We start from the raw sequence: 24,011 nt of genomic DNA on the forward strand, positions 1-24,011 counted from the left end.
CCGCACCGGTCTCGGCGTCAGAAGCCGCGCGTCCGCTTGGCCGCGCGGCGGCTCGACGCCCGGCCGGAGCCCGGCACCTTCAGGAACAGCCGCGACACCTCTCCACCGAGGTTCACCCCCACCGCGATCGCCAGTGCGAGGGCCACCGCCTTGGAGAGCGACGCCAGCCCCCGGTCCAGCTCGTTCTGCGCGAAGCCCAGCAGCCCGAAGTACGTCGCTGAGCCCGGCAGCAGCGGGCCGATCGCCGCCGTCACGTAGGGCAGCGCCGACGCGAACTGGTAGCGCGAGAACAGCTGCCCGAACAGCCCCACCAGCCCCGCCGCGACCGCCGTCGCCGCCACCGGCGAGATCTTGCCCGTGTCCGCCATCGCGGCGTAGATGATCCACGCCACCCCGCCGTTGAGCGACACCATCAGCACGGTGGAACGTTCCTGCTGGAGCAGGATGGCGAACGCGAAGCTCAGCGCCACCGCCGCCAGGATCTGCACCCACGGCCGCTCCACGGTGTGCAGCGCCGCGTCCGGGTTGAGCTGCGCGTCCAGCTGCACCCCCAGATACAGCACGATCAGCACACCGATGACGATCGCGATGAAGAAGTACATGACTTCGAGGAGCCGCGCCGCCGCGGTGATGTAGTACCCGGTGAGACCGTCCTGTACCCCCGCCACCAGCGCCCGCCCCGGCAGCAGCGCGAACAGCCCACCGGTGATCACCGCCGAGGGCCGGCCGCCCCAGTGCAGGGCCGAACTCAGCAGCGTCAGCGCCACCCCCATCGCGGCGGGCGGCATCGCGGCGGCCACGAACTGGTAGAACTCCGGCAGCCCGCGCCCCGCGCACAGCCAGGCCAGCCGGTCGCCGAGCATCGCGCCCAGCGCCGCCGCCACGAACACCACCGCGTCACCGCCGACCAGCACGGACGCGGACCCCGCCAGCAGCCCGCTCGCCACCGTCAGCGCCCAGCCGGGGTAGGGGTGCCGGTTACGGCGGATCTCCGCCAGCCGCCGGTACGCCTCCTCCAGCGTGACGTCCGTGTCCTCGGTCGTGATGTCGTCGATCAGCGTGTACACGGCGGACAGCCGCGTGTAGTCCGTACCCCGCCTGCGGACCGTCCGGCTGGCCGTCACCGGGTCCTCCACCAGCGACGGCTGATGGGAGATCGACAGCAGGGTGAACGTGACGGTCGGCTCGCAGTGGTCGAGGCCGTACGCGCGCGTGACCGCGAACATCGCGGCCTCCACGTCCTCGGCGCCCTCGCCGCCCGCCAGCAGCAGTTCGCCGATACGCAGCGTCAGGTCCAGCACGCGGGGCACGGCCGGCCCGTTGTCGTCGTGCCGCTGGACCGTCTCCGGTACGGGACGGTCCCCGACCGGCATCCGCAGCAGCGTGCGCATCCGGTCCTGCCACGGCGCGTCCTTCGGCAGCATCGCCAGGGGAAGACCGTGCGTAGGGGTGAACGCCCCCGCCGACCGCCCGCCGAGCGGCCCCGGGCCGGTCAGCGGCGTACCGCCCGGCAGGTCGAAGGCCGAGCCCTCCGGCTCGGGGGCGACCTCGGCCAGCCCCTCCAGCCCCTCGGGCAGCGCGAACTCGGAGGTGGGCTGGTCGTCCTCGGGAAGCGGCGGCTGCTCCACCCCGAGGGGTGGAGTGAAGGCGCTGCGCGCCTCGTCCGACTGAGGCTTTCGGTCCTCCGGACCGTCCGGCTCGGCCACCACTGTCTGCTTCCTCGCTCCCTGTCCCTGTCCCTGCCCGGCCCCACACCGCTCGCCCTGCTCGCCCTGCCCACACGTCACACGGATGAGCCCACTCGTCCCCCCGTCTGCCCAGTATGGGCAGGGACATGGGCGGACACACGCGGACGGGCGGCACACCCACGAGGGGTGCGCCGCCCGTCGTCCGTCCGGACAGGGCCCGCTCAGGCGCTCAGTGCGCGCCGCCCTGCGCTTCGAGCCGCTTGTACGACGCCTCGATCTCGGCCTCGGCCTCGGCGCGGCCGACCCAGTCGGCGCCCTCGACGGACTTGCCGGGCTCCAGGTCCTTGTAGACCTCGAAGAAGTGCTGGATCTCCAGGCGGTCGAACTCCGAGACATGGTGGATGTCGCGCAGGTGCTCCACCCGGGGGTCGGACGCCGGGACGCACAGCAGCTTGTCGTCGCCGCCGGCCTCGTCGGTCATCCGGAACATGCCGATCGCGCGGCACTTGATGAGACATCCGGGGAAGGTGGGCTCGTCCAGGATGACCAGCGCGTCCAGCGGGTCGCCGTCCTCGCCGAGGGTGTTCTCGACGAAGCCGTAGTCGGCGGGGTAACTGGTCGAGGTGAAGAGACGACGGTCGAGGCGGATCCGACCGGTCTCGTGGTCCACCTCGTACTTGTTCCGCGAACCCTTCGGGATCTCGATGGTGACGTCGAACTCCACGGGTGGCTCCTCCATGATCAACACATATGTCGGTGATGCTGCGTCCGCGCGTGGAGAAGACCCCCCGAACGCCCGGCCTGACGGACGGCTGGTGGCCGGGGTGCCGTGCTCGTGGCAGGGCGCAGTGATTAAGTGTCCCCCACGCAGCTGTGTGATCGCGAAAGGGGCTGGTCAGCCATGGTTGAGCCGAAAGCGTGGCAGTTCGCGGCGGGTTCCGTCGTCGTGGGCCTGACGCTCGCCGCCGTGGTGGTGGCCGCGACCGGCCCCTGGGACTCCGGTCAGCGTAAGGCCGAGCGGCAGTGGGCGGCCGCCCAGAGCCGTACGGGTGGCGCAGATCACGACGGATCCGCCCCCCGCGCGCCCGCGCCCGCCCCCAGCGCCGCCGCCGTGCTCGCCGGACTGAGCGGCTCCGGTACGGGGGCCGTCGGCCAGGGCAAGGCGTCCGGGAAGGACGTGCCCGGACAGCCCTCGCGGCTCCCGCCGGAACTCGCCTCCCGGCTCGCGAAGACCCTCGGACCGCTCCTCGACGCCGACGCGCTCGGCCCGGTGCGCACGGCCTCCGTGGTCGACGCCGCGACCGGCGAGCGGCTGTACGGGAAGGGCGAGGGCAACCCGATGACCCCGGCCTCCACCGTCAAGATCGCGACGATGGCCGCCGCCCTCACCGCCCTCGGCCCCGACCACCGCATCGCCACCACCGTCAGGGCCACCCCGGACGGCCGCCGGATCACCCTGGTCGGCGGCGGCGACGCCACCCTCGACCGCACGGGCCTCGCCCGGCTCGCCGACGACACCGTCCGCGCCCTGCGCGACCGGGGCGTCACCGAGGTCGAGCTGCGCTACGACACGTCCCTCTACTCCGGCCCCCGCGAACACCCCATCGGCCCCAACGACAACATCGCCCCCGTCGTCGCGCTGATGTCCCGGCAGGGGCGGCTCGACAAGTCGGCCGCGGGACCCGCGCCGCGCAGCGGAAATCCGGCCGGCGACGCCGCCCGGGTCTTCGCCGCGCTGCTGCGCGAACGGGGCGTCCGTACCGCCGACGCACCCGAACGGAGCAGAGCGCCCAAGGGTTCGCAGCTCCTCGCCCGTACCTACTCCAGCCCCCTGTCCGCCCTGGTGGAACGCGCCCTGACCGAGAGCGACAACGACATCGCGGAATCCCTGGCCCGGCAGACCGCCCTGGCCGCCGGTGAGCCCGCGAGCTTCGACGGCGCGGGCCGCGCCGTCCTGGCACAGCTCAGGAAGCTCGAACTGCCCGTCACCGGGGCCGTGCTGGACGACGGCAGCGGACTCAACCGCACGGACCGGGTCAGCGCCTCGCTGCTCACCGCCCTGCTGGCACGCGCCGCCTCCCCCGACCACCCCGAGCTGCGCCCCGTCCTGACCGGACTGCCCGTCGCCCGGTTCACCGGCACGCTCCGCACCCGCTACGCGGACGCCGGGGCGGCGGCCGGGCTCGTCCGCGCCAAGACGGGCACGCTCAGCGGGGTGAACACCCTGGCGGGGACGGTCGTGGACGCCGAGGGGCGGCTGCTGGCCTTCGCGTTCATGGCGGGCTCCACGGAGGCCCCCGACACCGCGCAGGCGGCCCTGGACCGGCTCTCGGCGGCCCTGGTCCCGGCGAAGAACGCCGCTGCTTCCCCGGCCCCCTAGGGGAAGAACGGGGGAAGAACCGGGTCTCCTTCACCTCACCGCTCCGCGATGCGAGCACGTACGGTTGACGCATGACGAGCATCGGTGGTGCAGAGATGGTCGACTGGAACCTCGCGGTGGCGACCGCGACCCGCCTCGCACGGCCGGGGCCCGAGGTCAGCCGCGACGAGGCGCGCGAGATCGTCGCCGAACTGCGGCGGCACGCCAAGGCCGCCGAGGAGCACGTCCGGGGGTACACCCGGATGATCCCCGAGGGCCACGAGCCACCGGACACCCCCGTCCTGGTCGTCGACCGGGCCGGCTGGGTCAAGGCCAACGTCGCGGGCTTCCGGGAGTTGCTCAAGCCGCTGTTCGAGAAGATGAAGGACCGGCGCTCCGCCACCCCGGGCGGCGCCGTGCTCGGCGCCGTCGGCGGCAAGGTCACCGGCGTCGAGGTCGGCATGCTGCTGTCCTTCATGTCCTCCCGCGTGCTCGGCCAGTACGAGACCTTCGCCCCCGCCACCCGCGACCTCCCGGCCGCCGCCGACGGTGGCGGCCGACTGCTGCTCGTCGCCCCCAACATCGTCCACGTCGAGCGGGAACTCGACGTCGACCCGCACGACTTCAGGCTCTGGGTCGCCCTCCACGAGGAGACGCACCGTACCCAGTTCACCGGCGTGCCGTGGCTGCGCGACCACCTCCAGGGCGAGATCCAGTCGTTCCTGGACGAGACCGACGTCGACCCGATGACCGTGGTCGAACGGCTCCGCGAGGCCGCCCAGTCGCTCTCCGGAGGCCGCCCCGAGGGAGAGCGGGACGAGGACGGCCACTCCATCGTCGAGCTGGTCCAGACCCCCGGGCAGCGCGAGATCCTCAGCAGGCTCACGGCCGTGATGTCCCTGCTCGAAGGTCACGCCGACTTCGTGATGGACGGTGTCGGACCGCAGGTCGTGCCCTCCGTCGCCGAGATCCGCGAGAAGTTCCAGCAGCGCAGGGCCAGCGGCGCCGGCCGGCTCGACCAGGCGCTGCGCAAGCTGCTCGGCCTCGACGCCAAGCTGCGCCAGTACCGGGACGGGGAGCGGTTCGTACGCTCCGTGGTCGAGGAGGTCGGCATGGACGGCTTCAACCGCGTCTGGACCTCGCCGAACACCCTCCCCACCAAGGCGGAGATCGCCAAACCGGCGGATTGGGTCGCGAGGGTGCACCGTAAGGCCGATTCCTGACCCGAATCGCACCCTTGGCAGAAGGACGCCCCAGGTATCACCCATCCGAGGGACCGTGGGTGAGGGATAGGCGTGCAATGCTCGGGTAATGGCTCGGTTCTGTCACCATCGACGCACTCTGAGTGACGCTCTCCGTCCTTACTCCGACCGAGGCACCCCCCAAATAACATCACGAAGGGCACCGGATATGGGTCCCCATCCTGCGGTCGCGGCGATACGCCTGGCGGTCCGCCGCGTACTCCACGACATCCTCACCGAACGGGCGGAGACGCACTCCGCCGCCTCCCCCCACGCCTCCCCCTCCGCCCCGGGCGAACCGCCGCTCGTGCTCGTCGCCTGCTCCGGCGGCGCGGACTCCATGGCACTCGCCTCCGCCCTCGCCTTCGAGGCCCCCCGGCTCTCCGTCCGCGCGGGCGCCGTCACCGTCGACCACGGCCTCCAGGACGGCTCCGCCCTCCGCGCCGCCGAAGTCGTCGGCCGGCTCGGCGCGATGCGGCTCGACCCCGTCGAATCGGTCGCTGTGACCGTCGGCCGCGACGGAGGGCCCGAAGCCGCCGCCCGCGACGCGCGCTACGCCGCGCTCGACGCCGCCGCCGAGCGCCACCGGGCGGCCGCCGTCCTGCTCGGCCACACCCGCGACGACCAGGCCGAGACCGTGCTCCTCGGCCTCGCCCGCGGCTCGGGCACCCGCTCCCTGTCCGGCATGGCGGCCGTCTCCGGCGCGACCGGACGCTACCGCCGCCCCTTCCTCCGGCTCGACCGGCAGACCGCCCGCAAGGCCTGCCTGGTCCAGTCGATCCCCGTCTGGGACGACCCCCACAACACCGACCCCGCCTACACCCGCTCCCGGCTGCGCCACGAAGGACTGCCCGCGCTGGAGAAGGCGCTCGGCAAGGGCGTGGTCGAGGCCCTGGCCCGTACGGCACAGCTCTCCCGCGACGACGCCGACGCCCTCGACGACTGGGCCGCCGCCGCGGAAGCGGGCGTACGGGACGAGTCGGGACAGCTGGAGTGCGCCAAGCTCTACGCGCTCCCGCCCGCCGTCCGCCGCCGGGTGCTGCGCAGGGCCGCCATCGCCGCGGGCGCCCCCGCCGGCTCCCTGTTCGCCCGTCACATCGAAGAGGTCGACCGCCTGATCACCGGCTGGCGCGGCCAGGGAGCCATCAATCTGCCCGGCCGCGTGGAGGCCAGGAGGCAGGGTGGCAGACTGGTCATCCGGCAGGGCTGAAGCGCGGATGCACTACGGCTGTGTCTCCGGGGCCGCTGGTCCCGGACCTCTGGCCGACGACGAAAGCGATGCGGGTGGACGACAAGGACATGGGCAAAGACCTCCAGTCGGTGCTCATCACCAAGGAAGAGATCGACGCGAAGCTGGCCGACCTGGCGGCGAAGATCGACGCGGAGTACGCGGGCAAGGACCTCCTGCTGGTCGGGGTCCTCAAGGGTGCCGTGATGGTCATGGCGGACCTGGCACGCGCCCTGTCCACCCCCGTGACGATGGACTGGATGGCCGTCTCCTCGTACGGGGCGGGCACCCAGTCCTCCGGCGTGGTCCGGATCCTCAAGGACCTGGACACCGACATCAAGGGCAAGCACGTCCTGATCGTCGAGGACATCATCGACTCCGGTCTGACGCTGTCGTGGCTGCTGTCCAACCTCGGATCCCGGGAGCCGGCCTCGCTGGAGGTCTGCACCCTGCTCCGTAAGCCGGATGCCGCAAAGGTCGCGATCGACGTGAAATGGATCGGCTTCGACATTCCCAATGAGTTTGTCGTGGGATACGGCCTGGATTACGCGGAGAAGTACCGCAACATGCCTTTCGTCGGCACGCTCGCACCGCACGTCTACGGCGGCTAGCGGAGGGGCCGGACCCACCCCGGTGCGGCGAAGCGTTACCGAAAGGCTTCGTCGTGGCCGGGAACCCCAGCCCCCTTCGCACCGTTGGAGCATGGGAAGACTGGTTTGTCAGCCGTCCCGTGCGGTCGCGGGCCATGATGCTGGGGTACCGTCCGAAGAACACTCTTTTCTCACAGCAGCATTTACCTACGGGCAGGAGGGACGGGGCGACTTCGCCTCGTATGGATGGACGTGAAGCGATACTTCCGTGGGCCGGTCATGTGGATCGTGCTGGCCGTCCTCGCCGTGGTCGTGCTGATGAATGTCGTCGGCTCGGGCAGCGGCTACAAGACGGTGGACACCGGCGAGGTCGTCCAGGCGATCAGCAAGAACCAGGCCGAGCAGGTCAAACTGACCACCGGTGATGACCAGGTCATCAAGGTCGACCTCAAGGGCGGCGTCAAGGTCAAGGGCAGCGACAAGATCCAGGCCAGCTATATCGGCAGCCAGGGTTCCCAGCTGGCCCAGACCCTTCAGACGAAGTTCCAGAACGGCGACATCTCCAAGGGCTATACCGTCTCGCCGACGAAGCAGAGCCCGTTCCTCTCGGTTCTGTTCTCGCTGCTGCCCTTCGTGCTGATCGTCGTGGTCTTCCTGTTCCTGATGAATCAGATGCAGGGCGGCGGCTCCCGCGTCATGCAGTTCGGGAAGTCCAAGGCCAAACTCATCACCAAGGACACCCCCAAAACCACCTTCGCCGATGTGGCGGGGTCCGACGAGGCCGTCGAGGAACTCCACGAGATCAAGGAATTCCTCCAGGAACCGGCCAAGTTCCAGGCCGTCGGCGCCAAGATCCCGAAGGGCGTGCTGCTCTACGGCCCGCCCGGAACGGGCAAGACGCTGCTCGCCCGCGCCGTCGCGGGTGAGGCCGGCGTGCCGTTCTACTCGATCTCCGGCTCGGACTTCGTCGAGATGTTCGTCGGTGTCGGCGCCTCCCGGGTGCGTGACCTCTTCGAGCAGGCCAAGGCGAACGCTCCGGCGATCGTCTTCGTCGATGAGATCGACGCCGTCGGCCGGCACCGCGGTGCGGGCCTCGGCGGTGGCCACGACGAGCGCGAGCAGACGCTGAACCAGCTGCTCGTCGAGATGGACGGCTTCGACGTGAAGGGCGGCGTCATCCTGATCGCCGCCACGAACCGGCCCGACATCCTCGACCCGGCGCTGCTGCGCCCGGGACGTTTCGACCGGCAGATCGCGGTCGACCGCCCGGACATGCAGGGCCGGCTGGAGATCCTCAAGGTCCACCAGAAGGGCAAGCCGGTCGCCCCGGACGTCGATCTGGGCGCGGTTGCCCGTCGTACGCCCGGCTTCACCGGCGCGGACCTGGCGAACGTGCTGAACGAAGCGGCGCTCCTGACGGCGCGCAGCGACAAGAAGCTGGTCGACAACCACTCCCTGGACGAGGCGATCGACCGCGTCGTGGCGGGTCCGCAGAAGCGGACCCGGATCATGTCCGAGAAGGAAAAGAAGATCACCGCGTACCACGAGGGCGGCCACGCCCTGGTCGCCGCGGCGTCTCCGAACTCCGACCCGGTGCACAAGATCACGATCCTGTCCCGCGGCCGGGCCCTGGGTTACACCATGGTCCTGCCCGACGAGGACAAGTACTCGACCACGCGCAACGAGATGCTCGACCAGCTCGCCTACATGCTGGGCGGGCGGGCCGCCGAGGAGCTGGTCTTCCACGACCCGACGACGGGCGCGGCCAACGACATCGAGAAGGCCACGGCCACGGCCCGCGCGATGGTCACGCAGTACGGCATGACCGAGCGGCTCGGCGCGATCAAGTTCGGCGGCGACAACACCGAACCGTTCGTCGGCCGTGAGATGGGCCACCAGCGCGACTACTCGGAAGAGGTCGCCGCGCTGGTCGACGAAGAGGTCAAGAAGCTCATCGAGACCGCGCACAACGAGGCGTGGGAGATTCTCGTCGAGAACCGTGACGTTCTCGACAATCTGGTCCTGGCGCTCCTGGAGAAGGAGACGCTCAACAAGGAGCAGATCGCCGAGGTCTTCTCGACCATCGTCAAGCGTCCCTCCCGTCCGGCGTGGACCGGCTCGTCGCGTCGTACGCCTTCGACGCGTCCGCCGGTGCTCTCGCCCAAGGAGCTGGCGCTCACCAACGGCGCGGCCGGTTCGAACGGCGGGCTCCCCGCGGTGACGACCGGTGAGACGCCGACCGAAGCGGTCCCCGAGGACCGTCCGGAGAGCTGACCCGGGCGCCCCGCCGGGCCCGGAATGGATGCCGCGTTCCCCAGGTTCTAGCCTGGGGGACGCGGCATTCGTATATCCATGCGACGGCCCATGCGACAGGCACGGCACAGGAACGAGGCACCCATGACCGACCCGGTGACGCTGGACGGCGCGAGCCCGGTCCGCGAGTTCGACGAGAAGCGGGCCGAGGACGCTGTGCGGGAACTGCTGATCGCGGTCGGCGAGGACCCGGACCGCGAGGGGCTGCGGGCCACCCCCGGCCGGGTGGCCCGCGCGTACAAGGAAATATTCGCGGGGCTCTGGCAGAACCCGGAGGACGTGCTGACCACGACGTTCGACCTGGGCCACGACGAGATGGTCCTCGTGAAGGACATCGAAGTGATGTCGTCCTGTGAACATCACCTGGTCCCGTTCACCGGGGTCGCTCATGTCGGCTACATCCCGTCGGCCGACGGGAAGATCACCGGACTGTCGAAGCTGGCCAGACTGGTGGATGTCTATGCCCGCCGGCCGCAGGTCCAGGAGCGGCTGACGACGCAGATCGCCGACTCCCTGATGGAGATCCTCGATCCGCGCGGGGTGATCGTGGTGGTCGAGTGCGAGCACATGTGCATGACCATGCGCGGGGTACGGAAGCCGGGCGCCAAGACGATCACCTCGGCGGTCCGCGGTCAGATGCGGGTGCCCGCGACGCGCGCGGAGGCCATGAGCCTGATCATGGCCCGCTGAGAAACGGCCGACTGAGAAACGGCCGGCCGAGACCGGGAACGGAACCGGGAACGGAACCGGGAACGGAACCGGGAACGGAACCGGAACGCGGACCGGATGGCCCCGGGGGTCCCTACGCCGGTCCCGCCGGGGCCGCGCCGTTTCCGCCGGGGTGGTCGTCGTCCGAGTCGTCGGGGAGCTTGCAGACGTGCTCCAGGAAGAACGCGGCGGCGATCACCGCGATGCCCGCCAGGACCGAGAAGCCGGCGTAGATGGCCTGGTCCCGGCGGACGGGGATGTCGAGCGAGCCCAGCAGGAAGACGCCCGCGCCCCCGTAGACCCCGCTGACCAGGGCCGCGACCAGCGCGCTCGCCTGGCCGAAGACGACCGCGCGGGCCGCCATGAGCGGGTCGACGCCCCTCGCCTCGGGGCGGCGCTCGCGCTGGGCGCGGAGCCGGGAGCGCAGGGAGAGGGCGGTCGCGGAGAGTACGGCGGCGATCGCCGCCAGCACGATGGGCGCCGCGAGGGGCACGCTCGGCAGCGTGCCGAACGCGTCCCAGAGCCGGGCGGCCGCCCACGAGAGCACGCCCGCCACCACGAACAGGCCGGCGAGGACGCCGAACCGCAACTGCTTCACCGAGAAAGTCCTCCGCCTCGCACCGTACTCATCCGTCCCGCACCGGTCCGCCGAGCCTACTTCGCCCTACAACGACTACTCGGGCAGGCGCAGTTCCAGGTCGGTCCGGGGATGGACGCCCGCGCGGCCGACCTCGGCCAGCAGGTCGGCGACCGGGCCACGTCCAGGGACGAGCGCCCCCGGATCCACGTCGTACCAGGGGGCCAGGACGAAGGCGCGCTCGTGGACCCTCGGGTGGGGGAGGGTGAGCAGCGGATCGTCCGACACGACGTCCGCGTACGCCACGATGTCCACGTCGATCGTGCGCGGCGCCCAGCGCTCCTCGCGGACCCGGTCGAAGGCCTCCTCGATGGCCTGGCCGCGCTCCAGCAGCGAGGACGGCGGCAGCGTCGTCCTGATCACGGCGACCGCGTTGAAGTACGACGGCTGGGAGCCCGGGTCCACGCCCCACGGCTCCGTCTCGTACACCGGGGAGACCGCCTTGACCCGGAGGCCGGGGGTGTCCTCCAGGGCGTCGACGGCGCCCTGGAGCGTCTCCAGCCGGTTGCCGAGGTTGGAGCCGAGGGCGACCACGGCCCACTGCGGGTTGGACAGCGTGCTGTCCGCGGCGTCGACCTGGGCGACCACCGAGGCGGGCACCGGCTGAACGGTCGGGTCGCTCTGCGGCCCACTGGCGGAAAACACAGTCATACTCGGCTCCGGGTGATCGTGACGGTCACATCGTCGAAGGGCACCGCGATCGGCGCGTCCGGTTTGTGGACGACCACCTCGACCTCCTCGACGCCGTCGTGTTTCAGGCACCGCTGGGCGATGCGCTCCGCCAGGGTCTCGATCAGATCGACCGGCTCCCCCTGGACGACCTCCACGACCTCCTCGGCCACGATCCCGTAGTGCACCGTCTTCGACAGGTCGTCGGCGGCGGCCGCGGGGCGGGTGTCGAGGCCGAGCACCAGATCCACGATGAAGGTCTGGCCCTCCTCGCGCTCCCGGGGAAAGACGCCATGGTGCCCACGGGCCTTGAGGCCGCGCAGCGCGACACGGTCCACGCGAATCACTCCTGCTGTCGTTGGTCGTAGGGGCACCCGGCCGCGTACGGGCGGCTCCGTACCCTCTTCCGAATCTACCCGCGGGCACCGACAGTGCTCTCCTGCGGGGGTGACGCCCGGGGCAGCCACGCCCCCCTACCCCGGGCGCGGCGGGGTCAATCCACAACGGGGACCTACCCACTCACGCGGGTGTCTCTTCCTCCGGCTCCTCATCGGTTTCCGCCAGTACGGGGGAACCGTGGTGCGACCAGAGTTTCCATCCCTCCGGCGTGCGCCGGAACACGTTCGTCGCGACGACCAGCTGGCCGACGAGCGGGCCCAGCTCCCCGCTCTCCTCGGCCGGGCCGCCGCTCAGGATGTTCTCCGTGCAGGTGACCAGGGCGGTGTCCGAGCAGACGGAGACCTCGACATCGGTGAGGAAGAACTGGATGTACTCCGTGTTCGCCATGATCAGGGCGTACGAGCGGAGCACCTCGCCGCGGCCGGAGAGCACCGGCCAGCCCGGGTGCACGCAGGAGACGCCGTCGTCGTCGCCCTCCAGCCAGAGCCCGGACAGGGACTCGAAGTCGCCGCGCTCCATCACCTCGTAGAAGGCCGTGTTGGCCAGCTCGACCTGCTCGGTGTCCGTGCGCGCCGTCATTCGGCGACCTCCACCGCGCGCGCGACCCGTACCGCGTCCGCCGTCGCCCGTACCTCGTGGACCCGGACCGCCCAGGCCCGCTCGTGGGCGGCGATCGCGGAGACGGCGGCCGTGGCCGCGTCGCGTTCGCGTGCGGGCGGCGGGGAGCCCTCGCCGTCCGCGAGGACATGGCCGAGGAACCGTTTGCGGGAGGCCGCGACCAGCAGGGGGCGGCCCAGGGACCGCAGCTCGGCCAGGTGGGCGAGGAGCGCCAGATCGTGCTCCGCGCTCTTGGCGAAGCCGAGGCCCGGGTCGATGACCAGGCGTTCGGGGGCGATACCACCGGCGATCACCGCGTCCATCCGGGCGCGCAGCTCGGCGACGACCTCGGCGACGACGTCCGTGTAGACGGCGCGGTTGTTCATGCCCTCGCTGAAGCCGCGCCAGTGCATCACCACGAAGGGCACGCCCGCCGCCGCGACCGCAGGCACCATCGCCGGGTCGGCGAGCCCGCCGCTGACGTCGTTGACCAGGGCGGCGCCGGCCGCGACCGCCTGCTCGGCGACCGAGGCGCGCATCGTGTCCACGGAGACGGTGATGCCCTCGGACGCCAGGCCGCGCACGACGGGGACGACCCGGCGCAGCTCCTCGTCCTCGTCGACCCGGGACGCGCCGGGGCGGGTCGACTCGCCGCCGACGTCCACCAGGTCGGCGCCCTCGGCGGCCAGCCCGAGGCCGCGTTTGACGGCGGCGGTGGTGTCGAACCAGCGCCCGCCGTCGGAGAAGGAGTCGGGCGTCACATTGACGACCCCCATGACCGCGCAGCGGTCCCACCGGGGGAGTCCCTCGACCGTGCCACGCCCGCGCAACGTACTCATATGCCCACCCTATGGGGTGTCCGGTGACCTGGCCGGGGGGAGCACGCGCGGCTTGGCGATACGCCCCGCGTCCACGCTTCAGGCCGTACGGACCTCGTGATCGGACGGCGTGCGGGCGGTCGGGTGTCCGCCCGGACGGTCGCGCCGGTCGGGCCGGCCGGCGCCCAGGCGGCGCAGCGGACGCGGCAGCGCCAGCGTGACGAAGCCCTCGGCCTGCATCGCGGCGAAGCCGATCCTGGGCAGGTCGCCGGTGGAGCGGAAGACCACGTACCGCGGCTCCCAGCGCGGCTGGAACTTGGCGTTGAACTTGTACAGCGACTCGATCTGGAACCAGCGGGAGAGGAAGACGAGCAGCCCACGCCAGCAGCGCAGCACCGGTCCAGCGCCCAGTCTCTCGCCCCGGGCGAGCGCCGAGCGGAACATCGCGAAGTTGAGCGAGACCCGCACCACGTCCAGCTGGGGCGCGGCCTGTAGCGCGGCGACGATGAGCAGCTCGTTCATGCCGGGGTCGGCGGAGCGGTCGCGGCGCATCAGGTCGAGGGACATGCCGTCCGTCCCCCACGGCACGAAGTGGAGGACGGCCTTCAGGTCGCCGTAGGGGCCGGGGGCGTCCTCGCCCGGCTTGTGGGCGGTGGCGATCACCGAGTCGCCGTCGGCGGGGTCGCCGATTCGGCCGAGGGCCATGGAGAAGCCGCGCTCGGTGTCGGTGCCGCGCCAGTCGTCGGCGGCGCGGCGGACCCGCTCCAGCTCTCCTTCGGAGAGGTCACGGACGCGCCGTACTCGCGTTTCGTAGCCGGCGCGCTCGATGCGCTTCACCATCTGGCGTACGTTGCGCATGGCCCGTCCGTGCAAGGAGAAATCCGGCACGTCCACCACCGCTTCGTCGCCCAGCTCCAGCGCGTCGAGTCCGGTCTCGCGGGTCCAGACCTCGCCGCCGGTCTCGCTGCACCCCATGACGGCGGGGGTCCAGGAGTGCGCCTTGGCCTCGTCCATGAAGCGTTCGATGGCGCCGGGCCACGCCTCGACGTCGCCGATGGGGTCGCCGCTGGCGAGCATCACCCCGGAGACCACGCGGTAGCAGACGGCCGCCTTGCCGCTGGGGGAGAAGACCACGCCCTTGTCGCGGCGGAGGGCGAAGTGGCCGAGGGAGTCGCGGGCGCCGTGCCGGGCGAGCAGGGCGCGCAGCCGCCGTTCGTCCTCCTCGGTGAGCCGCGCCGCCGGGTGTTCGGGCCGGAAGGCCAGGTAGATGGTGGTGAGGGCGGTGAGCAGGCCGAGGGCGCCGAGCGAGTAGCCCACGGTCCAGTCCACGCTGCCGCTGTACTCGACCGGTCCTTCGAGACCGAACAGGCCGTACAGCACGTGTTCGAGACGGTCGGTCAGGCTGGGGTTGCCCACGGTCCGGTGCGGATGGACGCTGACGATGATCAGCCCCAGGCCGATGGAGCCCGCGCCCATCAGGACGAAGTTGGCGAGTGCCCGCCACCGGCTGCGCGGGTCGGGCAGCGCCGCGAACTCGCCGCGGTGCCACAGCAGCAGGGCGAGCAGGGTCAGCGAGAACAGGGCGCCGACGATCGAGTGCCGGTAGCCGAATTGCGCGACGGCGCCGGCCGGCAGCAGGATGACGGCCGCGCGCCAGGCGCGCCGTTTGCGGCGCTTGAGGCCGTGCGCGAGCAGCAGCAGGAGTACGCCGGTGCTCAGCGCGAGCGCGGCGGCGAAGGGGCCGAGCGCCCCCGGCAGCACCTCGGCGAGGGTGTGCATCCGGCTGTGGCGGAAGCGGGGGAAGACGCCGGCGGCGATGTCGATCAGGCCGATGAACGCGCACGCGGTGCCGACCAGCGCCGGTACGGAGTCGGGCCGGGGGCCGCCGAACAGCCGCCGTGCCCGGTCGGGCAGACGACCGGTCGGCGAGGCGGCCACCGTGCCGGCCGAACGATTCAACCGATCCGGAACCGATCCCGATTTATCCCCATCTAGCGTCACAGACATCGCTTCCCCGTGGCTCCGCGAGAGAGTGTGGTGTCCAGTCCGCTGTTTTGGTGCGGGCCGGACATTTTGCGACCTCTAGGACGTGGCTTTCGGGGTGCGGGTTCCGCTGTGTTCGGGAAAATCTCACGGAAGAGCTCCGGTCGACATGGGTCTTACCAGCCGTAAAGTCCTGGCTCTGGCGGTCGTGCTGGCCGTACTGCTGTTCGTTCTGACCGTCTGGCTGTGGCCGCGGCTGTCCCGCCGTACGCCTCGGGCCGTGGCCGGGCGCGTCGGGCTGCTGTTCGCCACGCAGGTGTCCATCTTCGCCGCGGTCGCGCTCGTCGCCAATCAGTATTTCCTCTTCTACGGGACGTGGGGGGATCTCTTCGGCCAGGAACAGCAACTGGGGGCGGTCGTGGGCCGGGCCGCGGCCGACGGCAAGAACGTCACGGTCATGGACACCCAGCACGCCCCCGTACCGGGCAGCCGGCAGCCATCGGTCTCCGGGCAGATCCAGAAGATCGCCGTGAGCGGCCGGAAATCGGGCATCGACAGCACCGCGTACGTCTACCTGCCGCCGCAGTACTTCCAGCCGCAGTTCAAGAAGCAGAAGTTCCCGGCGGCCGTGGTGCTCACCGGCTACCCGGGGGTGGCGGAGAACCTGATCAAGGGGCTCAACTACCCGACGACCGCCTGGCAGCTGGCCAAGGCCAACAAGATGCAGCCGATGATCCTGGTGATGCTGCGGCCCACCGTGGCGCCGCCCCGGGACACCGAGTGCGTGGACGTCCCCGGCGGTCCGCAGACCGAGACCTTCCTCGCCAAGGACGTGCCGACGGCGGTGTCGCGCGCCTACCGCGTGAAGGACGTGCCGCGCAGCTGGGGCGTCATCGGCAACTCCACCGGCGGCTACTGCGCGCTGAAGATCGCGATGCGCCACCCGGAGCAGTTCTCGGTGGGCGTCGGGCTCTCCGCGTACTACAAGGCGGCCGAGGACCCGACGACCGGCGACCTCTTCCAGGGCGACAGGAACCTCAGGAACCGGTCGGACCTGCTGTGGAGCCTGGACCACCTGCCGCAGGGCGAGTCGTCGCTGCTCGTCACCAGCTCCAGGAAGGGCGAGCGCAACCTCAAGGACACCGAGACGTTCATCAGCAAGGTCAAGGCGCCGTCCCAGGTCTCGTCGATCATCCTGCCGAGCGGCGCGCACAACTTCAACACCTGGCGCCGCGAGATCCCGCCGGCCCTGGTGTGGATGAGCGGCCGGCTCAGCGGCGCCTGATCCGGCCGCGCGGTCCGGCGCACGCGAAGGCCCCGCTCAGGGCGAGGAGCCGCTCAGGCGGAGGCGGCCTTGCTGACGGTCTCCAGCTCCACTTCCGTACGGGGGACGGCCCGCACGTCCGCGTCGATCGACCGGCGCAGCGCCTCGTGCAGCCGGGCCGGAGTGAGGACGCCGAGGAAGCGGCCCGTCTCCTCCTTGTCGATGACGGCGATCCAGCCGGCGTCGTGCTGGAGCATCGTGGCGAACGCCTGCTTGAGGGAGGCGCCGACGGGCAGCCACGCCTCCATCCGGCGGGCGTGCTCCCGTACGGTCCCGGAGGCGCCGGTGCGGTCGGTGGAGATCCAGCCGTGCAGATTGTCGTCCGAGTCCAGCACGACGGCCCAGCGCGCGCCCTCCTCGGCCAGCCTGGCCGAGGCCCGCCCCAGCGGGTCGTCGAGGTGGAGTACGGGCGGCTGCTCCAGGTCCCCCTCCTCGATGGGGGTGACGGAGAGCCGCTTGAGGCCGCGGTCGGCGCCCACGAAGTCCGCGACGTACGGGGTGGCGGGCGCGCCGAGGACGGCGGCCGGGGCGTCGAACTGCTCGATCCTGCCCTGGCCGTAGACGGCGATGCGGTCGCCGAGCCTGACGGCCTCCTCGATGTCGTGCGTGACGAACAGCACGGTCTTGTCGACCGCCTCCTGGAGCCGGAGGAACTCGCTCTGGAGGTGGTCGCGCACCACGGGGTCGACGGCGCCGAACGGCTCGTCCATCAGCAGCACGGGCGGATCGGCGGCGAGCGCGCGGGCCACCCCGACGCGCTGGCGCTGGCCGCCGGAGAGCTGCTCGGGGTAGCGGTCGCCGTAGACGGACGGGTCGAGGCCGACCAGGTCGAGGAGTTCCGCCGCGCGCTCGCGGCCCTTGCCCCGTTTCCAGCCAAGGAGGTGCGGGACGGTCGCGGTGTTCTCCAGGACCGTCTTGTGCGGGAAGAGCCCCACCTGCTGGATGACATAGCCGATCCGGCGCCGCAGCTGGACCGGGTCGATGGTGGCTATGTCGTCGCCGTCGAGGAATATCCGTCCCTCGGTCGGTTCGATCAGACGGTTGACCATTTTCATGGTCGTGGTCTTGCCGCAGCCGGAGGGTCCGACGAGCGTGACCAGTTCACCGCGCGCGACCTCGAAGGAGAGATCGTCGACAGCGGTCGTGCCGTCCGGGTACCGCTTGGTGACGTGCTCGAATCGGATCATGGTTCCCCATTGTGCTGCGAGTTGTGTGAAGGCCATGTTGCTGGAATGTGGCGGCCTTCCGCGAATGTCAGTGGTCGGGGATAGGGTCGCCGGACATAGGTGCCGCACATACGCACGGCACACATACCCAGGGGAAGACGGGGGAGGCGGGGACGGATGAGTGCGCGAGGATGCCTGGCGGCGAACGACTGGATCTGCGGCGAATATCTCCGCTCCCGCAGCCAGGAGCTGACCGACGCCACGGTCCAGCATGTGTGGATCACGGTGGTCTCGGTCGCCATCGGCCTGGTGGTGGCATTTCCGCTGGCGCTGCTGGCGCGGAGCAGGCCCGCTTTCGCCGGTCCCGTGCTCGGGCTGACGACCCTGCTCTACACGATTCCCTCCCTGGCGATGTTCTCGCTGCTGCTGCCGCTGTTCGGTCTCTCCGCCGGTCTGGTGATCACCGGCCTGGTGCTGTATTCGCTGACGATTCTCGTGCGGAACATCATGGCCGGGCTGGAATCCGTTCCGGAAGAGGCCAGGGAAGCGGCGCGCGGGATGGGATACGGGCCGGGACGGCTGCTCTGGGAGGTCGAGCTGCCGCTCGCGCTGCCCGCGCTGATGGCGGGGCTGCGCATCGCCACGGTCTCCACGATCGCCCTGACCACGGTCGGCTCGATCGTCGGCCGGGGCGGGCTCGGCAATCTCATCGAGGACGCGCTGTCGAGCTTCTTCAAGGCGCAGGTGCTGGCGGCGTCCGTGCTCTGCGTGCTGCTCGCGGTCGTCGCCGATCTCCTGCTGCTGGGCGTGCAGCGGCTGCTCACGCCCTGGACCCGGATACGCACGCCCGAGAAGGCGCGTGCGTCGGCGAAGGCGGTGGCCTGACCATGGGTGTGCTGGGAGAGGCGTGGTCCTGGCTGACCACGGCCGCCAACTGGACGGGCGACGGCGGGGTGTGGCACCGGCTCCAGGAGCATGTGTACGTGAGCGGGCTCTCGCTCGTCCTCGCCTGCGCGATAGCCCTGCCGGTGGCCCTCTGGCTGGGCCACCTCGGCAAGGGCGGCTCCCTCGCGATCAATATCTCCAACGCCGGCCGGGCCATCCCCGTCTTCGCCGTGCTCGCGCTCTTCATGGTCTCCCCGCTGCGCAACGCGGGCTCGGTGCCGACCGTGATCGCGCTGGTGCTGTTCGCCGTGCCGCCGCTGCTGACCAACGCCTACGTGGGGATGCGGGCGGTGGACCGCGCGGTGGTGGAGGCCGCCCGCGGGATGGGGATGTCGGGGCGCCAGCTCTTCGTACGGGTGGAGCTGCCCCTCGCGTACCCGCTGATCATGACCGGGCTCCGGTCCGCCTCCGTGCAGGTGGTCGCCACCGCGACCATCGCGGCGATGGTGGGGCAGGGCGGGCTCGGCCGCGTCATCACCGCGGGATTCAACACGTACAACACCGCGCAGGTGGTCGCCGGCGCCCTCCTGGTCGCGCTGCTCGCGCTGCTCGTCGAGGGCGCGCTGGTGGCGATCGACCGGATCATCGACCCGGCGCCGTCCATAGCCGGGGCCGCACCGGCCCCGGACCGTACGGCGGCCCCGGCCGGCCCGGCCCCCGCCCGCAAGACCGCGTGACGACCGACCTTTTGGCCTCTTGGAGATGGTGGACATCATGAGCAAGACCTCGCGCATCGCGGGTGCGGCCCTGGGAGCGGTCGCACTGACCGTCTCGCTCGCCGCGTGCGGCGGCGACAGCCTGGAGAAGGACAACGCGGGGTCCTCGGACTCCGGGTCCGGCTCCGGGAAGAAGGGCTCGCTGGTCATAGGCGCGGCGGCCTTCACCGAGTCGAAGGTGCTGGCCGAGCTGTACGCCGGGATCCTCGCCGACTCCGGGTACTCCACGTCCGTCACCACGGTGAAGAACCGCGAGCTGTACGAACCCTCCCTGGAGAAGGGCGAGATCGACGTGGTGCCGGAATACGCCGCGACGATCACCGAATTCCTCAACGCCAAGGTGAACGGCGCCAAGGCGGCCGAGGCGAAGCCCCTCGCCTCCAGCGACGCCGACGCGACCGTCGCCGAGCTGAAGAAGCTCGCCGAGCCGCGCGGGCTGAAGGTGCTCCCGGCCGGGCAGGCCGTCGACCAGAATGCCTTCGCGGTCACCAAGGAATTCGCCGAGAAGAACAAGCTCACGACGCTTTCCGACCTTGGCAAGAGCAAGATCAAAGTGAAGATCGCCGCAGGTGACGAGTGCGCCGTACGGCCGTTCTGCGCGCCCGGCCTCAAGAAGACGTACGGCATCGATGTCACGGGCATCGACCCGAAGGGCGTCGGCACTCCGCAGTCCAAGCAGGCCGTCAAGGACGGCGTGGACCAACTGGTCCTCAGCTCCACCACCGACGGCACACTCGACAGCTTCGGACTGGTGGTGCTGGAGGACGACAAGAAGCTCCAGAACGCCGACAACGTGGTGCCGGTGGTCAATGCCAAGGACGCCGGTTCGCAGGAGATCGCCGATGTTCTGGGCAAGCTGACGGATGCTCTGACGACCGAGGATCTCGCGAAGTTGAACCTCAAGGTCGATGGGGAGCGGGCGAAGCCGGAGGATGTCGCCAAGGAGTATCTGGAGTCCAAAGGTCTGGTCAAGAAGTAGCTCCCGCGCGGCCATCGCGAGGTAACCCGCAACAGGCATAAAGGAGTTCTCCAGCGGAAACGGAAGAGGAAGGGCGGGGGCCCGGCCACGGACCGGGAAAGATTGTCCGACCGGCGCCCCATTCGGTCCCCACGCACGGTAAATTTCAGGCCATGCCACGTGGACGCCACCGCCATTCCCCACCCCTCCACAAGCTTCTGCCGCCCACGGCGGTCGCCGGAGCCGCGGTCCTCTGCGCCGCGGGCGCCTGGCTGTTCGCCGATCCGCTGGTGCTGCGCGGGCTCGTCGCCGCGACGGCGGTCGCCGCCCTCACCGGCGCGGTCGTCATGCGCGGCTGGGACCGCAGCGCGGGCCGCCGGGTCGCCGAGCTGGCGCGCGGACGCGAGAGCGACCACTGGAAGACCGAGGAGCGCGTGGCCGAACTGGAGGCCGACGTCGAGGAGTCGCGCGAGCTGCGCGGCAAGCTCGACGCCAAGCTCCGGGCCAAGCGCGTCGAGCTGGCCAAGCTGCGCGGCGAGCACGCCGCGCTGCTGCGGCGCTACGCCACGGCGGAGACCGAGCGGGCCACGGCGCTGGAGGGACGGCGTCAGCTCGCCCTGGAAGCGGCGGCCGAGCCCAAGGCGCTGACCGCCGCGAGCAGCGGTACGGCGACCGCGGCGGCCTATCTCGGCGCCGCCCGCGCGCTGGACGAGCTGGCGCGCAACGGGGCCGCCCAGCAGGCCAGGCGCACCGTCGAGGCGGCCCGCGCCCGTGATCTGGCCGAGCGGGCCACGGAGGCCGAGGACCAGCGGGGGAAGCACGCGGCGGCCGCCGGGGCCGAGCAGCACAGCCGCCCGGCGTCCGCCCTGCCCGCCACCCGGGTGCCGACCGCGTCCGCGATCGTGCCGTACTCCACGCTGCGCCGCCCGGTGCGGCCGGAGGCCGGCTTCGACTTCTTCGGCGCGGAGAGCCCGCCCGAGGGAACCGAACCGCCCCGGGACGAGGCGCCGTCCGGGGAGACCGAGGGCGACCGGCCCGGCCCGGCGGCCCGCCTGGAGCGCGAGGACCTCGCGGACGTGGTGGGCGAGGAGGCGCTCGCCGAGCGGCGCAGGTCCGAGGACCGGGGCGTCGGACAGGTCATCGACCTGACCGCGCACGACGAGACCGAGCGGTTCGAACTCGGCGAGCTGCGCGGCGCCGTCGGCTCCTGAAGGGCTGACGTGCGGGAAGGCTGACGTGCTGAAGGGCTGACCGGCTGACGTGAGCCCGGCGGGTCAGCGGGCCGACAAACCGGTGCGGGCCTGCCCGCCTACTTGTCGATGTCGCCGACGACGAAGAACAGCGACCCCAGGATCGCCACCATGTCCGCCACCTGCGTCCCCGGCAGCAGTTCGGTCAGCGCCTGGATGTTGTTGAACGAGGCCGAGCGCAGCTTCAGCCGGTACGGCGTCTTCTCGCCCTTCGACACCAGGTAGTAGCCGTTGACGCCGAGCGGGTTCTCCGTCCAGGCGTACGTGTGGCCCTCCGGGGCCTTCAGCACCTTGGGCAGCCGCTGGTTGATCGGCCCGGGCGGCAGCTCCGCGATCCGGTCCAGACAGGCGTCCGCCAGGGCCAGCGCGTTGTGCGTCTGGTCCAGCAGGCATTCGAAGCGCGCCAGGCAGTCACCCTCCTCGCGGGTCACCACCTTGAGGACGCCGCCCAGTTCGCCGTAGCCGAGATACGGCTCGTCGCGGCGCAGATCGAAGTCCACCCCCGAGGCGCGGGCGATCGGCCCCGACACCCCGTACGCGTGCACCGCCTCCCGCGACAGCACCCCGACGCCGCGCGTGCGCCCCCGGAAGATCTCGTTGCCGAGGACCAGCCGGTCGTACACGTCCATCCGCGAGCGCACCTCGGCGATCGCGTGCCGGGCGCGGCCCTGCCAGCCCGCCGGAAGATCCTCCTTGAGACCGCCGACCCGGTTGAACATGTAGTGCATCCGGCCGCCGGAGACCTCCTCCATCACGGCCTGCAACTCCTCGCGCTCCCGGAACGCGTGGAACATCGGGGTGATGCCGCCCAGCTCCAGCGGGTACGAGCCGAGGAACATCAGATGGTTCAGCACCCGGTTCAGCTCGGCGAGCAGCGTCCTGGTCCACACGGCGCGCTCGGGCACCTCCATGCCGAGCATCCGCTCGACGGCCATCACCACACCCAGCTCGTTGGCGAACGCCGACAGCCAGTCGTGGCGGTTGGCGAGCATCACGATCTGCCGGTAGTCACGCGCCTCGAAGAGCTTCTCCGCGCCCCGGTGCATATAGCCGATCACCGGCTCGGCGTGCCGGATCACCTCGCCGTCCAGCACGAGGCGCAGCCGGAGCACACCGTGGGTGGAGGGGTGCTGCGGACCGATATTGAGCACCATGTCGGTGCTCTCCGCCGCGCCGCCGATGCCGACCGTCGTCCGGGTGGTCTCCGTCATGGGCCACAGTCTCTCAGAGCGCCGTCCGGGCCACCGGGATCGGTACCGACGGGCTGCACGAGCCACCCGAAGTCGCCCAGCCCGCCGCGCGCCGTCAGCTCCGCCGCCGCCCCGGCCGCCGACAGCGCCCGCACGTACCCGGCCGGGTCGGTGGCGGCGAGGGAGAGCGGCGGGCGCGCGCCGCTCACCCCGAGCCGGCGCAGCGCCTCGCGCTGCGTGAGCAGCCGCGCGCCGGGCAGCGCGCAGGCGTCCAGGGCCACATGGGCCGTCAGATCGCGGCCGCCGTCCGGTACGGGGGCCACCTCGCGGCCCGCCCGGAAGCCGGTCAGGGTGCCGAACGGCGGCCGGGCGTCCCGCACATGCGCGTAGTCGACGGCGACGGCGAGCCCCCGCTCCAGGGTGGCCACCGCCGCCGCCCACGCCTCGTCGCGGGGGCGGCCGATCTCCGCCCTCGTCCCGGGACCGGCCGGCGGCCACCAGCGCTCCAGCCAGCGCGCGTCGGGGCCCTCGACCGGCTCGCCCGGCTCCTCGGAGCCGTCCGGCCGGACCAGCACGTAGCGCGCCACGCCGTCCTCGCCGGTCTCCGCGACATCGACGGGCACGTTGTCGAGCCACTCGTTCGCGAACAGCAGCCCCCGCACCCCCTCCGGCGGCCGCGCGCACCACTCGATCCGCGGGTCGAGACCGGCGGGCCTGGCGGCGCGCTCGACGGCGTACGGACGCACCGTGAGGCCGTCGGGGACCGCCGCCAGGATCCCGGTCAGCAGCTCGCCGTGGCCGGCGCCGAGGTCGACGACGGCGATCTCGTCGGTCGCCAGCTCCCGCGCGGTCCCGGCCAGCAGCCGGGCCACGGCGGTGGCGAACAGCGGGGAGGCGTGCACGGACGTACGGAAGTGCGCGCCGGGGCCCTCGGGGCGCAGATAGAAGCCGTCCGGGCCGTAGAGCGCCGCTTCGGCCGCCGTGCGCCACCGGACGGCTTCCGTTTCCGCCGGAGTACGCGAGCGCGTTCCCTCCGGCGTACGCGACCTGGCTCCCGCCGTGTGCGAGCGGGTTTCCGCCTCCGTCGGGGGAAGCCGTTCCGTTTCCGTCCCGTACCTACCGCTTCGCGCACCCCGCGCCCGGCCCGTCTCGTGCGCCGCATCATCCGCCACGACGCCAAGTCTCCACCTTGGGGAGTACGCTTCCGCCGACCGGATCGACCCTCCGGTTGA

22 protein-coding genes are annotated in these 24,011 nt (G+C 71.4%); 11 read left to right on the forward strand and 11 right to left on the reverse strand.

The annotated features are described in order from the left end of the window. Positions 1-17: 17 nt before the first annotated feature. Together OG627_RS19825 and OG627_RS19830 are read right to left on the reverse strand one after the other, a co-directional pair. The gene (locus tag OG627_RS19825; protein WP_329066949.1) at positions 18-1,709 is read right to left on the reverse strand and encodes a threonine/serine ThrE exporter family protein; all 1,692 of its coding nucleotides are present in this window, start codon (positions 1,707-1,709) and stop codon (positions 18-20) included. Between the two features lie 208 nt (positions 1,710-1,917). Then, positions 1,918-2,412 (reverse strand): inorganic diphosphatase, encoded by a 495-nt coding sequence (locus OG627_RS19830; RefSeq protein ID WP_003968257.1) that lies wholly within the window; start codon positions 2,410-2,412, stop codon positions 1,918-1,920. 177 nt (positions 2,413-2,589) lie between these two features. Between OG627_RS19830 and dacB the strand changes: the two genes are divergently transcribed. The 6 genes from dacB to folE all read left to right on the forward strand — a co-directional run bounded on the left by dacB (position 2,590) and on the right by folE (position 10,109). Beyond that, positions 2,590-4,068 carry a D-alanyl-D-alanine carboxypeptidase/D-alanyl-D-alanine endopeptidase gene (gene dacB / locus OG627_RS19835; RefSeq protein WP_329066951.1) on the forward strand — a complete coding sequence of 493 codons (1,479 nt, stop codon included), beginning with the start codon at positions 2,590-2,592 and terminating at the stop codon, positions 4,066-4,068. A 71-nt stretch (positions 4,069-4,139) separates the two neighbouring features. Beyond that, a complete protein-coding gene (locus OG627_RS19840) occupies positions 4,140-5,270 on the forward strand; it encodes a zinc-dependent metalloprotease (RefSeq protein ID WP_329066953.1) in 1,131 nt (376 codons plus the stop codon). A gap of 187 nt (positions 5,271-5,457) precedes the next feature. Continuing rightward, positions 5,458-6,498 (forward strand): tRNA lysidine(34) synthetase TilS, encoded by a 1,041-nt coding sequence (gene tilS / locus OG627_RS19845; protein ID WP_329066955.1) that lies wholly within the window; start codon positions 5,458-5,460, stop codon positions 6,496-6,498. A gap of 68 nt (positions 6,499-6,566) precedes the next feature. Then, positions 6,567-7,127, forward strand: coding sequence for a hypoxanthine phosphoribosyltransferase (gene hpt / locus OG627_RS19850; protein WP_329072818.1), 561 nt, complete (start codon positions 6,567-6,569; stop codon positions 7,125-7,127). A 225-nt stretch (positions 7,128-7,352) separates the two neighbouring features. Then, positions 7,353-9,380: an ATP-dependent zinc metalloprotease FtsH gene (ftsH, locus tag OG627_RS19855; protein WP_329066957.1), complete on the forward strand. Its 2,028-nt coding sequence runs from the start codon at positions 7,353-7,355 to the stop codon at positions 9,378-9,380. 123 nt (positions 9,381-9,503) lie between these two features. Further along, complete coding sequence (folE, locus tag OG627_RS19860) at positions 9,504-10,109, forward strand: GTP cyclohydrolase I FolE (protein WP_329066959.1); 606 nt, start codon at positions 9,504-9,506, stop codon at positions 10,107-10,109. Positions 10,110-10,221: 112 nt separating this feature from the next. Here the strand turns inward: folE and OG627_RS19865 are convergent, their stop codons facing one another. From OG627_RS19865 to OG627_RS19890, 6 genes are all read right to left on the reverse strand, one after another. Continuing rightward, positions 10,222-10,725, reverse strand: a complete 504-nt coding sequence (locus tag OG627_RS19865) for a DUF3180 domain-containing protein (protein WP_329066960.1) — start codon at positions 10,723-10,725, stop codon at positions 10,222-10,224. Positions 10,726-10,800: 75 nt separating this feature from the next. Beyond that, positions 10,801-11,415 (reverse strand): 2-amino-4-hydroxy-6-hydroxymethyldihydropteridine diphosphokinase, encoded by a 615-nt coding sequence (gene folK / locus OG627_RS19870; protein ID WP_329066962.1) that lies wholly within the window; start codon positions 11,413-11,415, stop codon positions 10,801-10,803. Next, on the reverse strand, positions 11,412-11,771 hold the full coding sequence (gene folB / locus OG627_RS19875) for a dihydroneopterin aldolase (RefSeq protein WP_329066964.1): 360 nt from the start codon (positions 11,769-11,771) through the stop codon (positions 11,412-11,414). Before folB ends, folK begins: the two co-directional genes overlap by 4 nt. Before the next feature lie 181 nt (positions 11,772-11,952). Continuing rightward, positions 11,953-12,411, reverse strand: coding sequence for a nuclear transport factor 2 family protein (locus OG627_RS19880; protein ID WP_329066966.1), 459 nt, complete (start codon positions 12,409-12,411; stop codon positions 11,953-11,955). Next, the gene (gene folP / locus OG627_RS19885) at positions 12,408-13,268 is read right to left on the reverse strand and encodes a dihydropteroate synthase (RefSeq protein ID WP_329066967.1); all 861 of its coding nucleotides are present in this window, start codon (positions 13,266-13,268) and stop codon (positions 12,408-12,410) included. The genes OG627_RS19880 and folP overlap by 4 nt, the downstream gene beginning before the upstream one ends. A gap of 78 nt (positions 13,269-13,346) precedes the next feature. Continuing rightward, positions 13,347-15,254, reverse strand: a complete 1,908-nt coding sequence (locus OG627_RS19890; RefSeq protein ID WP_329066968.1) for a phosphatidylglycerol lysyltransferase domain-containing protein — start codon at positions 15,252-15,254, stop codon at positions 13,347-13,349. A 145-nt stretch (positions 15,255-15,399) separates the two neighbouring features. Here OG627_RS19890 and OG627_RS19895 point away from each other — a divergent pair, with 145 nt between their 5' ends. After that, positions 15,400-16,515 carry an alpha/beta hydrolase gene (locus tag OG627_RS19895; RefSeq protein ID WP_329066969.1) on the forward strand — a complete coding sequence of 372 codons (1,116 nt, stop codon included), beginning with the start codon at positions 15,400-15,402 and terminating at the stop codon, positions 16,513-16,515. Positions 16,516-16,568: 53 nt separating this feature from the next. Here the strand turns inward: OG627_RS19895 and OG627_RS19900 are convergent, their stop codons facing one another. Beyond that, a complete protein-coding gene (locus OG627_RS19900; RefSeq protein WP_329066971.1) occupies positions 16,569-17,741 on the reverse strand; it encodes an ABC transporter ATP-binding protein in 1,173 nt (390 codons plus the stop codon). Positions 17,742-17,897: 156 nt separating this feature from the next. On the opposite strand from OG627_RS19900, the gene OG627_RS19905 reads away from it, so the two are divergent. The 4 genes from OG627_RS19905 (at position 17,898) to OG627_RS19920 (ending at position 21,550) form a co-directional block, all read left to right on the forward strand. Further along, positions 17,898-18,605 carry an ABC transporter permease gene (locus tag OG627_RS19905; RefSeq protein ID WP_329066973.1) on the forward strand — a complete coding sequence of 236 codons (708 nt, stop codon included), beginning with the start codon at positions 17,898-17,900 and terminating at the stop codon, positions 18,603-18,605. A 2-nt stretch (positions 18,606-18,607) separates the two neighbouring features. Further along, the gene (locus OG627_RS19910) at positions 18,608-19,342 is read left to right on the forward strand and encodes an ABC transporter permease (RefSeq protein ID WP_329066974.1); all 735 of its coding nucleotides are present in this window, start codon (positions 18,608-18,610) and stop codon (positions 19,340-19,342) included. A gap of 37 nt (positions 19,343-19,379) precedes the next feature. Continuing rightward, complete coding sequence (locus tag OG627_RS19915) at positions 19,380-20,360, forward strand: ABC transporter substrate-binding protein (RefSeq protein WP_329066976.1); 981 nt, start codon at positions 19,380-19,382, stop codon at positions 20,358-20,360. Between the two features lie 152 nt (positions 20,361-20,512). After that, positions 20,513-21,550, forward strand: a complete 1,038-nt coding sequence (locus OG627_RS19920; protein WP_329066977.1) for a hypothetical protein — start codon at positions 20,513-20,515, stop codon at positions 21,548-21,550. Between the two features lie 98 nt (positions 21,551-21,648). Here the strand turns inward: OG627_RS19920 and OG627_RS19925 are convergent, their stop codons facing one another. Together OG627_RS19925 and OG627_RS19930 are read right to left on the reverse strand one after the other, a co-directional pair. Continuing rightward, positions 21,649-22,800 carry an NADH-quinone oxidoreductase subunit D gene (locus OG627_RS19925; RefSeq protein WP_329066979.1) on the reverse strand — a complete coding sequence of 384 codons (1,152 nt, stop codon included), beginning with the start codon at positions 22,798-22,800 and terminating at the stop codon, positions 21,649-21,651. Next, complete coding sequence (locus OG627_RS19930) at positions 22,797-23,996, reverse strand: SAM-dependent methyltransferase (protein ID WP_443073639.1); 1,200 nt, start codon at positions 23,994-23,996, stop codon at positions 22,797-22,799. The genes OG627_RS19925 and OG627_RS19930 overlap by 4 nt, the downstream gene beginning before the upstream one ends. Positions 23,997-24,011: the final 15 nt, after the last annotated feature.

The sequence above is a fragment of the Streptomyces sp. NBC_01429 genome, assembly GCF_036231945.1.
Taxonomy (GTDB): Bacteria; Actinomycetota; Actinomycetes; order Streptomycetales; family Streptomycetaceae; genus Streptomyces.

Coding starts and splice junctions, on each gene's coding strand:
- dacB (WP_329066951.1), top strand. CDS start 2,590: ATGGTTGAGCCGAAAGCGTGGCAGTTCGCGGCGGGTTCCGTCGTCGTG.
- OG627_RS19840 (WP_329066953.1), top strand. CDS start 4,140: ATGACGAGCATCGGTGGTGCAGAGATGGTCGACTGGAACCTCGCGGTG.
- tilS (WP_329066955.1), top strand. CDS start 5,458: ATGGGTCCCCATCCTGCGGTCGCGGCGATACGCCTGGCGGTCCGCCGC.
- hpt (WP_329072818.1), top strand. CDS start 6,567: ATGCGGGTGGACGACAAGGACATGGGCAAAGACCTCCAGTCGGTGCTC.
- ftsH (WP_329066957.1), top strand. CDS start 7,353: ATGGACGTGAAGCGATACTTCCGTGGGCCGGTCATGTGGATCGTGCTG.
- folE (WP_329066959.1), top strand. CDS start 9,504: ATGACCGACCCGGTGACGCTGGACGGCGCGAGCCCGGTCCGCGAGTTC.
- folK (WP_329066962.1), bottom strand. CDS start 11,415: ATGACTGTGTTTTCCGCCAGTGGGCCGCAGAGCGACCCGACCGTTCAG.
- OG627_RS19880 (WP_329066966.1), bottom strand. CDS start 12,411: ATGACGGCGCGCACGGACACCGAGCAGGTCGAGCTGGCCAACACGGCC.
- folP (WP_329066967.1), bottom strand. CDS start 13,268: ATGAGTACGTTGCGCGGGCGTGGCACGGTCGAGGGACTCCCCCGGTGG.
- OG627_RS19890 (WP_329066968.1), bottom strand. CDS start 15,254: ATGTCTGTGACGCTAGATGGGGATAAATCGGGATCGGTTCCGGATCGG.
- OG627_RS19895 (WP_329066969.1), top strand. CDS start 15,400: ATGGGTCTTACCAGCCGTAAAGTCCTGGCTCTGGCGGTCGTGCTGGCC.
- OG627_RS19900 (WP_329066971.1), bottom strand. CDS start 17,741: ATGATCCGATTCGAGCACGTCACCAAGCGGTACCCGGACGGCACGACC.
- OG627_RS19905 (WP_329066973.1), top strand. CDS start 17,898: ATGAGTGCGCGAGGATGCCTGGCGGCGAACGACTGGATCTGCGGCGAA.
- OG627_RS19910 (WP_329066974.1), top strand. CDS start 18,608: ATGGGTGTGCTGGGAGAGGCGTGGTCCTGGCTGACCACGGCCGCCAAC.
- OG627_RS19915 (WP_329066976.1), top strand. CDS start 19,380: ATGAGCAAGACCTCGCGCATCGCGGGTGCGGCCCTGGGAGCGGTCGCA.
- OG627_RS19920 (WP_329066977.1), top strand. CDS start 20,513: ATGCCACGTGGACGCCACCGCCATTCCCCACCCCTCCACAAGCTTCTG.
- OG627_RS19925 (WP_329066979.1), bottom strand. CDS start 22,800: ATGACGGAGACCACCCGGACGACGGTCGGCATCGGCGGCGCGGCGGAG.